This window comes from Limnohabitans curvus (assembly GCF_003063475.1).
Classification (GTDB): domain Bacteria; phylum Pseudomonadota; class Gammaproteobacteria; order Burkholderiales; family Burkholderiaceae_C; genus Limnohabitans; species Limnohabitans curvus.
In genome coordinates this window covers 147,810-159,509 of the sequence record NZ_NESP01000002.1, presented here as the reverse complement: position 1 = coordinate 159,509, position 11,700 = coordinate 147,810, and the positions used below count along the sequence as shown (strand labels likewise).

General features: G+C 46.1%; 10 protein-coding genes and 1 pseudogene. 5 read left to right on the top strand and 6 right to left on the bottom strand.

Features of this window, described 5'->3' with window-relative positions:
* Positions 1–374, bottom strand: a 374-nt coding sequence (locus B9Z44_RS15310; RefSeq protein ID WP_211308734.1) for a hypothetical protein, incomplete at its 3' end; no start/stop codon positions are given.
* Between the two features lie 173 nt (positions 375–547).
* On the opposite strand from B9Z44_RS15310, the gene B9Z44_RS15005 reads away from it, so the two are divergent.
* Entirely contained in the window at positions 548–1,051 is a 504-nt protein-coding gene (locus B9Z44_RS15005) for a porin family protein (RefSeq protein WP_108403059.1), read from the top strand.
* Between the two features lie 776 nt (positions 1,052–1,827).
* Here B9Z44_RS15005 and B9Z44_RS15000 read toward each other — a convergent pair.
* The 4 genes and pseudogenes from B9Z44_RS15000 to B9Z44_RS14985 form a co-directional block, all read right to left on the bottom strand.
* On the bottom strand, positions 1,828–3,192 hold the full coding sequence (locus B9Z44_RS15000) for a tryptophanase (protein ID WP_108403067.1): 1,365 nt from the start codon (positions 3,190–3,192) through the stop codon (positions 1,828–1,830).
* A gap of 324 nt (positions 3,193–3,516) precedes the next feature.
* Positions 3,517–3,939 (bottom strand): annotated as a pseudogene (locus B9Z44_RS14995) (HipA domain-containing protein); the annotation flags it as partial.
* Between the two features lie 133 nt (positions 3,940–4,072).
* On the bottom strand, positions 4,073–5,368 hold the full coding sequence (locus B9Z44_RS14990; RefSeq protein WP_108403057.1) for an NCS2 family permease: 1,296 nt from the start codon (positions 5,366–5,368) through the stop codon (positions 4,073–4,075).
* Between the two features lie 136 nt (positions 5,369–5,504).
* Positions 5,505–6,992 carry an oxidoreductase gene (locus B9Z44_RS14985; protein WP_108403056.1) on the bottom strand — a complete coding sequence of 496 codons (1,488 nt, stop codon included), beginning with the start codon at positions 6,990–6,992 and terminating at the stop codon, positions 5,505–5,507.
* A gap of 115 nt (positions 6,993–7,107) precedes the next feature.
* Between B9Z44_RS14985 and B9Z44_RS14980 the strand changes: the two genes are divergently transcribed.
* From B9Z44_RS14980 to B9Z44_RS14970, 3 genes are read left to right on the top strand one after another with little or no spacing between them, the layout of a single operon-like run.
* Positions 7,108–7,464 (top strand): hypothetical protein, encoded by a 357-nt coding sequence (locus tag B9Z44_RS14980; protein WP_108403055.1) that lies wholly within the window; start codon positions 7,108–7,110, stop codon positions 7,462–7,464.
* The gene (locus tag B9Z44_RS14975; RefSeq protein ID WP_108403054.1) at positions 7,465–7,842 is read left to right on the top strand and encodes a hypothetical protein; all 378 of its coding nucleotides are present in this window, start codon (positions 7,465–7,467) and stop codon (positions 7,840–7,842) included.
* Between the two features lie 13 nt (positions 7,843–7,855).
* Entirely contained in the window at positions 7,856–8,194 is a 339-nt protein-coding gene (locus B9Z44_RS14970; RefSeq protein ID WP_108403053.1) for a hypothetical protein, read from the top strand.
* Between the two features lie 7 nt (positions 8,195–8,201).
* Here B9Z44_RS14970 and B9Z44_RS14965 read toward each other — a convergent pair whose 3' ends face one another.
* Entirely contained in the window at positions 8,202–9,890 is a 1,689-nt protein-coding gene (locus B9Z44_RS14965) for an ATP-binding protein (RefSeq protein ID WP_170108527.1), read from the bottom strand.
* 435 nt (positions 9,891–10,325) lie between these two features.
* Here B9Z44_RS14965 and B9Z44_RS14960 point away from each other — a divergent pair, with 435 nt between their 5' ends.
* A complete protein-coding gene (locus tag B9Z44_RS14960) occupies positions 10,326–11,351 on the top strand; it encodes an NHL repeat-containing protein (RefSeq protein ID WP_108403051.1) in 1,026 nt (341 codons plus the stop codon).
* The last annotated feature ends 349 nt before the right edge of the window (positions 11,352–11,700 follow it).

Sequence of the window (11,700 nt, the reverse complement as noted above, 5' to 3'; positions counted from 1 at the left end):
GTTGCACAAACGATACTCACACTGGTCACATTGGCTGTTACACCCGCGCCGCTACCAGAGTTGTTTGCGACTGAACAAACTTGTCCCGTGGGTTGCGTGCCAACGGTTATGTTGTAGCTCCCGTTAAAAGCAACGGTTTTATTGAAAAGGAAACTCCCATCTGCAGCAACCGTTAATGTATCCGATGCGTTATTTACCAAAATAACTTGCTGGCCAGCGTTTAGTCCCGAAATATACCCACCTATAGCGTAGGTTCGGTCATTAAATTGACTACTCCCACCGCAGGCACTGAGGAAAGAAAATGTGGCGAGAGTTAGAAATGAATAAAAAGACCTACGCTGATCTGAATTCTGGAAAAGGGGGAAAATTGACATGTTGATCTTCTTTCAGGCAGTTCGCGTACTAGTATGTAATCATATGATACATATCTAGCGGCCAAAAATGTTATCGTACAGATATATTTATCACCTCGAGATGCTCAGAGTACAATTTTTGCTCAGCAGGTTCACTCAACTGAAAGATCGGGTCTTAGGACTGTAAATCGCTTATGAAAATGACAATTCGAAAACTCACTACTCTCTTTCTTGTCATCACTGCAAATGCTGTTTGCGCACAAGAGCCCCCCTCAACGTTTTATGGCGAGGTAGGACAGCTTCCTTTGGTTGTCAGGTTCTCAGATGCATCCAAAGTCACCCCAAAACTGGTTCGCAGCCTCATCGGAATTAACATTACGGAAAACTTCGCTGTCGAAGGAGTGTTGGGTGTAACCCTCAATAAAGATGAGGATGTCACAGCCACTATGGCCGGCACATTTTTGAAATCACATTTAGCCATCAATGAAGATGTCACATTCTTTGGCCGATTGGGCGTGAATAGAACAATGTTGGGGGGAGTCGCCAATGGTTCTATAACCAGAACTGCATATGGAATCGGCTTACAGACTCAACTCACAAGAGATTTCTACGGCCAATTTGACTATATGATCTATGGCAAAAGTCCCAACTCCGAGTCTGTTCGAGGTGCTACTTTCTCAATTGGTACTCGTTTCTAATTCAACTTGGGCTCATCTCGCTAAGGCGGACAAAGTCAAGCCCCAGATTGGCGAACTCAAACGCATCGAGACTAACGCCGCCAGATGGCTGGAGCTAAAGGTTCGATTGTGAAAGTCTTCGGTGTAATCAAGAGTATCGACCTGAGCTCAAGGTTTTGGTTTTATAGATGCGCTTGCGTACAACAATTACTTCGACGAACTCATGTTCGGGGGCAAGATTCAACCAAAATCACAAGTGGAAGGGCCGCTGAGGCAATTGGCTCTAGATGGTCCAGGCATCATGGATGCTTGCCATTATTCATGTCAAAGTTTTTTTCTTGAAGGTACTTATCGTCCGCTAAGCTTAAAGAAGTGGGCTTTTACGAGCCTAAAACGTTGGTGTACGGGAGATCGCTCATTGCTTGGGACGAGACACCTCAACAATTTCACAAAAGTTAATGCGTAACGCCGCGACACGCGATGGCAAGCTTGAAAATCGGCCGATGGTCGCTCAGTCGAAGCAGAGTTGGAGCTGGAAGGCCCAAATTGGCCAAACTTACAGAACCTCGCGTCTGCACGAATACTTCTAAGGCCTACTAGAGGGCGAATCCATGACTCACAAAGGCGGGAGGTCGCAGAGGACCTCAGCAAAACTCATCTGTAGGTCGAAATAAGCCCCATCTTAGAAATCGCAATTGGGGCAATTGATGGTCAAACAAATTGCAACTCGGTGCGGATCGATTTCCCCAGATGATCCCTCCATGCGTATGCACACGAAGTCATCTACCAGACCCTCTTCAAAGTTTCTCAAACTCACACGTGAAATGCCTCATCAATCGTGGCTCTTTGGTGATTTTATAGCCACCAAGTCTTTTTTTCACTTTGCTTAGCTCTTCAAACACCTCAACAACGTAATCAGCATGAGATTGCGTGTATGTCCTTCTCGGAAAAGCAAGTCGCACCAGATCCATACTCCCTGGTATCTCTGTTCCGTCAGGCTGCCGTCCAAACATTACTGTCCCAATCTCGCAACCTCGAATACCACCCTCCTCGTATAACGCAACGGCTAACGACTGCCCTGGGTACTCGAGAGGTGGGATATGTGAAAGCCAGCTACGCGCATCAACAAAGACTGCGTGCCCCCCTGCAGGCTTGACGACAGGCACTCCTAGCTTGGATAAGCGCTCAACAATGTAACTGTTAGTTCGAATCCGATACCGCAAATAATCCTCATCAACAATTTCACTCAAGCCTTGCGCTAGAGCTTCAAGATCTCTCCCCGCCAATCCACCATATGTGGGGAAACCTTCGGACCGGATCAGTTGGTTACGTGCCTGCTCGGCTAAGTCATCATCATTCAATGCCAGCCAGCCTCCAATGTTGCCAAATGCATCCTTTTTGGCGCTCATCGTCATCACATCAGCCTCAACAAAACAGTCTCTCACAATGTCCGGAATACTCCGATCTTGTTGTCCTTGTTCACGCTCTTTGATAAACCATGCATTCTCAGCAAACCGGCATCCATCAATTACAAAAGGCTTGCCGTACTTTCTAGCCAGGGCCGCCGTTCCTCGGATGTTGGCCAAGCTGACGGGCTGTCCACCTCCTGCATTGTTTGTGATTGTGATCATCACACACGGCACAGTTTTTCCGTACTGCTCCAAGTACTTGTCTAGGCGATACAGGTCCATATTGCCTTTGAATGGATGCTCGTTCGATGGATCTAAGCCCTCTGCAATCACTAGATCATGGCCTACCGCACCCGAAGCCTCTATATTGCCCCTAGTCGTGTCAAAGTGAGTGTTGTTAGGAATATTTTTTCCTGAGCCACCAAAAATCGAAAACAAAATTGCCTCCGCTGCTCGACCTTGATGCGTTGGAATTACATGCTTAAAAGGCATCAAATTCTTCACTGCTTTCTCGAAGCGATAAAAAGAGGGTGACCCAGCATAACTTTCATCCCCCCGCATGACAGCCGCCCACTGCGCAGCACTCATAGCACCAGTACCACTATCCGTCAACAAATCTATCAATACATCTTCTGAATGCAAGCCGAACAAGTTGTAATGCGCGCAAGCCAGCCTCTCTTCACGCTCTTGACGCGACAACATGCGAATGGGCTCTATAGACTTGATACGAAATGGCTCAATAATCGTTTTCATGGGAATAACTCCTCTCAAGCCCCCCATCTGATCGCAGCAACGTAATGCGAAGGAGGCCAGCGTCGCGGTTGCCCAAAAGACCGCGCCCGACGCACATTCGCTGCATTACAATTATAATTAACTATTTATTTACTTTCAATCTAAACTTTTGTATTTATTTTAACCGTTAATGAGATAACTGAAAATTCGCACCCTACCCTATGTGGATCGGCTATTGGTTGAAGACTCTGCATTCACCAGTTCTGACAGCCCAAGAGCCCATTCCACATTGAGCCCGAACGTGTGTTCTTTGCTTCTTATTAAAACAAAGACATTTGTTTTTAGTCATCTGCAGGGGATACGAATCCCCGCGGGCGCACTCTGAAAAGCAAACGGGTTCAAGAACTGTCTTCGCCAAAACAGCGTGCAATCCACTTCGTTCAAGTTCGCCTCATCGCAAACGAACTGCCATTCTTTTTCGATAGTGCCCACTTGCTGATTAACGATACGAATCGCATCCTCTTTCTCGATCAAAAACGAAGGTGCTGCGGCAATGCAAGTAGCTAACTGACTGCTGCGATCACGCTTGTGTATGAGCATGGCTTGCGAAGCCTGCTGACCTGCGCGTAATTGCGGGCATATGTCATAGGCGGGCGTCAAAGTCAACTGATTGCCATCCCAAAACGCTGAGTGATTTCGTGCATGATCATCGGTATTGCCACACAGTACGTTAAGGACCATACGAGAGAACAGCTCGCGCAATGTGGCGTTTGGATTAGCAAAACATCTTTTCCCATCGCCGAGCGCAAATGCACGGTTGCAGCATCCAGACCTTCTTTGGTAAGCAAACCTGCGACAACGGGTTCTGCTGCATCAGGCAACCTTTTCTGACAGGGGCGCTTCAATGACCGCCAAAGAAAATGAATCGTGTCATAAACAAGATTGCTATCAGCCATGCTGCTGGATGAACATCTCTCCATTGCCCTGTAAATAGCTTCAATGTTGTGTAAGAAATAAATCCGAAGGCCAAACCATTCGCGATAGAAAACGTAAAAGGCATCGCAAATACGGTCAAAGCGGCAGGTATCGCCTCGGTAACGTCCTCCCATTTCACATGAGATAACTCAGACAACATCAACCCAGCAACATAGACCAATGCGGGCGCCGTTGCATACGCGGGCACTACCGTAATCACCGGGGCGAAGAACAAAGCACACAAGAAAAGAACACCAATCGTTAACGCAGTCAATCCTGTTCTTCCACCCGCTTGAATGCCTGCGAGACTCTCTATGTATGCAGTTGTGCTGCTTGTACCCAATGCAGAACCACCCAGAATGGCAACACTATCTGCACTCAAGGCTCTGTTAATACCATTGGGTCTACTCAAAAGCCCCGCGCGTCTAGCCACTCCGGTTAAGACACCGGTAGCATCAAATATCTCTACCAAGACGAATACCAAGACCACATTAAAGATACCTTTACTCCATGCTTGGGCAACATCCAATTGCATAAAGGTAGGTGCAATACTTGGCGGCAACGAGGTGAACTCGTAAGGCATCTGCACATTAGGATCGAAACCCACACCTAAAGCAGTTACCGCCAGAATGCCCAGCAAGATCGAGCCCCGAATCTTGAAGTAATCCAAAGAAACGATCGTGAAAAATCCAATCACAGCAAATAGTACAGACTTATCGTGCAAATCACCCATCGCCACGAACGTTGCGTCATTCTTGACAACAACACCTGCGCTTTTGAGTGCAATCAGTCCGAGAAATAAGCCAATGCCCGCTGGAATTGCTACCTGTAAAGATTCCGGAATCGCCTCGACAATCCAACGCCGTACCCCCGTCAACGTTAGCAAGACAAAAATACAACCAGATATAAAGACTGCGCCTAAAGCCGCCTGCCAAGTCCAGCCCATCCCCTGCACCACGGTGAACGCGAAAAAGGCATTAAGCCCCATTCCTGGCGCCATCCCAACAGGCCAGTTCGCCCAAAAGGCCATCACGAAACAACCAAAAGCCGCTGCTAAACATGTACTGACAATCACGGCCCCTTTATCCATTCCCGTCGTACTCAGAATGTTTGGATTGACGAACACTATGTACGCCATCGCCAGAAACGTTGTTAACCCCGCCACTACCTCCGTTTGTACGGTTGTGTTGTGCTCCCGCAATGAGAAGAGTTTTTGAAACATCTTGAGCCTTGGTAAGTTTAAAAAATAGGAGAACGTTTTTGGCAGGCCCGCACTACATACAAAAGCAGATTCGAGACAGCCGCAAATAAAATCTACCCCCTTAGGATTTTATATAGACGTTATAGTTTACAAATCACTATTTCATTAAGTGTTTACCATTATCATCAGACTTGTTGCACGCTTCGCTTTTTGGTACCAGTCGACGTCTCCCGTCCGGAGTTTTCGCAACCCCTGGCAAATGCAAATCTTCACGGTCCCACAGCTCACATGTCACCATTTCATGCCTAGCATCTAATGCTTCGCAGTAATTTGAATAACGGCACAAACGAACCTGCTCACCCCTACCCATTCGTACTTTTTCCGGCCAATCTGGATCTGCAAGGCTTTGTCTCGCCATGCCAATAAGATCTGCGCTGCCATTGCGAAGTAGCTCCTCGGCAACAGAAAAATCGTAAATCCCACCCGCAACCACCACTGGCACTTGCAGATTCTCTGCACGCAACCGTTGCCTAATTCTTCTTGTCGGCGCAACGTTCCTGCCAAAAGGGCCTTGTTCGTCCGAGATGTACTGAGGCATGCACTCGTACCCAGATGGTCCTGTATACGGGTAAGCGGCATGCTTCACTTTAGGTTGCTGTGCGTCTTCGAATTTTCCACCTCGGGAAAAAGACAAAAAGTCCATTCCAGCTCGCGACAATTCAAGTGCATAAAACTCAGCATCTTCTTGCCCTGCACCACCAGCAATGATTTCTTCCGTCAACAGACGACACCCGACCGCAAAGCTCGGTTCAACACACGCTTTCACCGCACGAAATACATCCAACGGTAATCTGACTCTGTCCTCCCGTGATCCGCCCCACTTATCTTGCCGAGTATTCAAGGTCGATAGGAAAGATGCCATGGTGTACGCATGCGCGTAATGCAATTCGACACCATCAAACCCAGCGTCTTGGGCCCTCTTCGCTGCTTGAGCAAAAAGCGATGGCAACTGCTCTGGTAATTCTCGAATGTGTTGAAGATGCACGTCCGTGACACGCTCCCTAAATCCCATCTTCAAATTTTCCAACTCGCGCGCTTCTAACACCTGCGTTAACTGATCTTCTGTTAGCTTTGAAAGCGCTGTTCTCACTTGTAAATCATCTGTCCCAGGTAGATTCAACTTCTCCCGATGTCGTTCAGTAATCGCTAAATATCGGAAGAAGAAATCTTTAGGATCCGGGCGACGCTTCATTGCAAGAAAATCAATGAGTTGAATAATTGCCCGCGTTCGTCCCCCACTGGCCTCATGTATCACACGAGCGATTTCACCCAGCCCTTGCACGAATTTGTCATCGCTGATACGCAATAAAGCACCAGATGGAACATCACGTATCCCCGTTGCCTCCACCACGATTACGCCCGGGGCTCCTTGTGCAAATCTTCGATACCAGTCGATGTTCGCGGAAGTAACTGAACCGTCTAATGCCGCTCGCCACGGAACCATGGCAGGCACCCAGACTCTTGAGTCCAGATGTAATGGACCAACACGCATGGGCTCGAAAAGCATTGCGGCCTTCGCTTGAGCCTCATTGGGCCACCCCCCCGGCTCTGTCTTCCATCTGATGCGTTGCACTGGCTTCCACATTTCTCACTCCTTTAAATACATTCCAATGTACGTATAGTTAATCCGAAACTAGTTTTATGCCTACTTTAGAATCATTATGTTATGATTTTGTGTACTCAGGTGTTACAATCTATAAATGAAAACCAGAGCAGTTCTGATCAGACTAGATGAACGAACCCATGCCGCCCTAAGCCAGGTAGCAAAACAGCTTGGCATTTCGCGCGCAGAAATGCTGCGAACCTTTTTAAATCAAGGTTTAGCTGGCTACGACCGTAGGCATGAAGAAGTCGTAGACCGAATCAACTCATTAGAAAAAACTGTTTTCCACTCAAACGAGCTTGCTGAAGTCACTGCTGCCATGGTTGCGGCTCTTGATCACAAGCGCAGTGTCGAAACAAAAGTGATCTCGTCCAATCTAGAACAAGGAATTTCACTTGTAGCAACGGGCCTCTTTGCCCAAAGACAACGCATTAATTGTCAAGGAGTTAAGTAAATGTTTATTTATAACCATCCGTCAGTTGCCGCTCAGAAAGCAGCTCTCGCACCCGGTTTGTATCAAGGATGTGCCGCCCTCTATGCGGATGAATCCTCAAATCGCACTGTGCTCATGGCCGAATACCGAGCATCAAGTGAGCGTTCCATTTGCGCTGTTGAGCTCATCCTTTACAGCAGCGTGGGCGATATTGAGTATCGGAACTTCGTCAGACTTACCAATGGCTATTGGCGTAATAACCATGGCGAGATTAATCAAGAGCTGTCCGACTTCCTACCAGAGGACATAGAGAATTTCCGTGTTTTTAAGAACATGAAGCTCATTCCACAATTGATCGGCACACCAATCCATCCTCAGAAAGCAGCCTACCTTCATTAGGCCCGCGCGGAACATGCCTAAACAATCCGCCATGACTAATGCTGTCATTATTACGAATGAAATGCGCAAGAAGGCTATTGAATTAATGCCCGCCGCCCAGTCTTCTGCAGAAGCAGAGGAAATTCGCTATTCCTTTTTCAAAGCCTCCCAAGCTTGGCTAAGAGTACAAGGCTGCAAATCATTTTCTGAGGCTAAGATGACTGCAAAAAAAGCACAGAAAAGGCTAAAGTCTTTATTTATGATTGCTCAGGGAGTGGTCGCAGAAGACGGACACATAATCACCGCCGATTGCTGGGAAGAAATCTTGGAACACTTCAACCAAGACTTCACATGCAAGAGTCCACATCATTAAAACTACATCAGTGAATTTCTTTCAGATCTTTGGGCATTCCAAACTGTGTAATCGTCTGCACAAGTAAACCAAGATCTATAGGCTTAGGCAAGACGCCTTGCATGTGAACACGATTACATTCATGCAAAGCCTCATTAGCCAAATTAGCAGTTAAAGCAACGACATTGACATCTGAATAAGGAGCGGCCTCCTTGCGAATGATCTCAACAACTTCCGTTCCTGTTAGATCAGGCATGATCAGGTCCATTAGTACTAAATCAAAGAGTTCTGAGCGCATCTTCGTCAACGCTTCTGTTCCATTTTTTGCTTCTGTAATAGTTGCATTAGGGAAGAACTTTTTAACTAGGTTGCTTACTACCATTCGGTTCATCTGGTGATCATCCACAACCAGAAGATTTATTTCAATTGGATTCACGCTGGGCTCAGACTTATCACGCAGAGAGTTTGGCGCCTGCTCAACATGAACCGGCAAACACACACGAAACGCCGAACCCTCTCCCTTCTTACTTTGGACGTCTATAACCCCACCTTGCAATAGAACAAGACTTCTTGTAATCGAAAGACCAAGTCCGTTACCCCTTAACGAATAATCGGACTCTATATGATCCTGTTCTTTGATTTGAACAAATGGCTCAAATACTTTTCCGATCTGATGCTCAGATATCCCGATTCCAGTATCCGAGACCACGATCTCAAACGTAACGTCATGGCTGTGCTTCACATCAACAGCCGAAAAGACACGAATCTCCGTTCTCACACCACCCTGATTCGTGAACTTCACCGCATTCCCAAGCAAATTAAGGAGGATTTGAGTTAACCGATGGGGATCCAACTTAACATACGGAGGGATCTCGCCAATGAATTCAAGGCTGTACTTCAGATTCTTCTCGGCTGCTCGGCTTTGTAAAGCCGCATGTATTTGATACACGGTTTGCTTTAGATGGACCACCTGAGGAGCAAGTACCAATCGGCCTTGCTGCATTTGGGAGAAATCTAATAGGTCATTAATAACAGTTAGTAAATGTGATGAGGAGTTCTTCGCGTGTTTGACAAATCCATAGACCTCAGATGGCAAATGATCTGTTCTCTCAATAATATTCAGAAACCCGAATACTGCGTTCAACGGTGTACGCATCTCATGACTAACAGTTGCAAGGAATGTATCTTTATGGGAACTTGCTATTTCCAATTTTCTAGAGAGCGCTTGTAGCGCCTCATTTTTCTTTGTGATTTGCTGAAACATCGTCCAGCTTGCCGTGTCATACGTACTTACTAAGATCATTTGAGTAAGACTCAGCATTCCTATCATTAATGTGCTCAAATACAAATCATCAATCGTATCTCCCAACCTCATCGGGATATGGCCGTTTATCTGTAATTGCAACATACCTAAGACAATTGCAATAGAGCCTACTAGCCACCCATAACCCCACTCCCTAGACATAAGGAAAATAGGGAGAATTGGAACTAGCCCCATCCATACCATGACTGATGATGTAACACCGCCCAGATAATAGGCATTATAGAGAATAACTCCTAATAACGAACCTTGATAAATAAGATGCACCAGAACAAGCGAACTGCCACGCTTCCACATAATCATACTAATGAAGATGAAAAAGGAACATATGAAGGCGGAAATTGATGACCGCTCTTGGTTAATCACCCAAAGAACAGGACCAATGAGAAACAACAAAAAGAATAATGCCGAACTCGAGAAACAAAGGAAAAATATATTCTCCTTCGTCCTCAGTTTCCGAGGGACCGACGTATAAAACAAATACAAGAAAGTTCTTTGTAATTTCAACAACCGACTAGGGTAGTTTGTTTCTTCGGTAGCAGAGAATTTCATATACAAGACACCCCTTTAGTCATCGATTCTATGCCTACCAGACACTATCAGTTGTTCGATTTGACTTCTGCTGAATGGCATCAAACAGATCAGACACCGTGTCAAGGCGCTTTAATGAGCAACTCCATGGGCCTTAAAGTAGTTCTAATGTATATCAGAAAAACCTTTTAATGATGTTTTTGTGCTAGCATTATATGAGCTACATCAAGTGATGTACCCCCCTTTCTCTGCACGTGTGGTTAAGCACCATCACTTCCGTCTATCTCCACAAGGCTCCTCATGAAAAATATTGCGCAATTGACAGTCATAGCTACGTCATTAGGACTCCTTATCGGCTGTGGCGGGGGCGGCCAGACGAGTGTCGAGGCTACTGGAATCAATGCCATATCAGCACTGCAAGTAGGGGCCGTCTCCGCACAAATATCACCCACTAGACTAGCTCAAGTAACCACTCTTGTTGGCGGCGCTGTATCTGAGAATCCAAACCCAATCGGATTGGCAACTGACAATTCGGGAAATCTGTACGTTGCGCAATGGCGCGATGATCAGCCAGATGCGGACAATCATGTAGTCTCTAATTACTACGATACTATCCGGAGAATTGATACTAATAATCAAGAAACCGCATTTACGGCTGGGTTCTCCGCACCAGTAGGCCTTGCACTTGATAAGAATTCAAATTTGTACGTTGCTTCAACTGATGACACCGTAGTTTATAAAATTCCACTTAGTACTAAGATTAAATCTCCCTTCGTCGACATTCCAAATGCGACCCCAAATGCCATCTATTTCGATGGGAAAACCGGCGCACTTTATGTCGCCGATTTCTTTGGATCTCTGTACATCATCTCTGGTGGTGTAACTCAAACAATTACCTTCCCAAGCGACAGCCGTCCGCAAGGTATTGCTCTTGATAGCCATGGCAATATTCTTGTCACAGATTACAACTTAAACAAAATTTGGAAGATCACCAAGTCTGGTTCCAATTTCCTTGTTACTAGTCTCTCAATTTCACTGAATGGTCAAGCAAATCTGAACCAGCCTTTCGGAATCATCACAGACAAGAATGACAATATTCTTGTAGCTGACCAGGGAAACCATGTCATTCGCAAAATTACCCCAACTGGCAATATATCTACATTGGCCGGTGTCATTGGCGCACCTGGAACGTCTGATGGCGATGGCAGTAGTGCGCGCTTCAACCTCCCATCAGGTTTAGCAATTGACTCTTTTGGCTATTTGTATGTATCAGATTACGGCAGTCATAAAGTTCGCAAAGTCCTCGTTTCCGCACCCCTGAATTAGCAAGCGCGATGATGGCCGAGTTACCGCTCAAGCCAGAAGATATGATCTATATAAACACCTACTCAGCTTTCAGCATGTGAATCATGAGCATTGTTGCGCTCCAATACATTGCGCCTACTTCAATGAGTTAAGCATTCGACTAAGGCATAACGACGACCCGTTGCTGCTAGCGCACAGCCCGGTACCAACGTTATTTGGGCATTTTCAGAGAACATAACGAAAATGGGTTTGCTCACGTGAATGCCAACATTGCAAAGGCAATTCTCGCGCTTGTGTTGAAAATATCAAAAAATAGCCATAAATAACTCATAAATCGATGGGTTAAGAATACAATATTGGCAGTCCATAC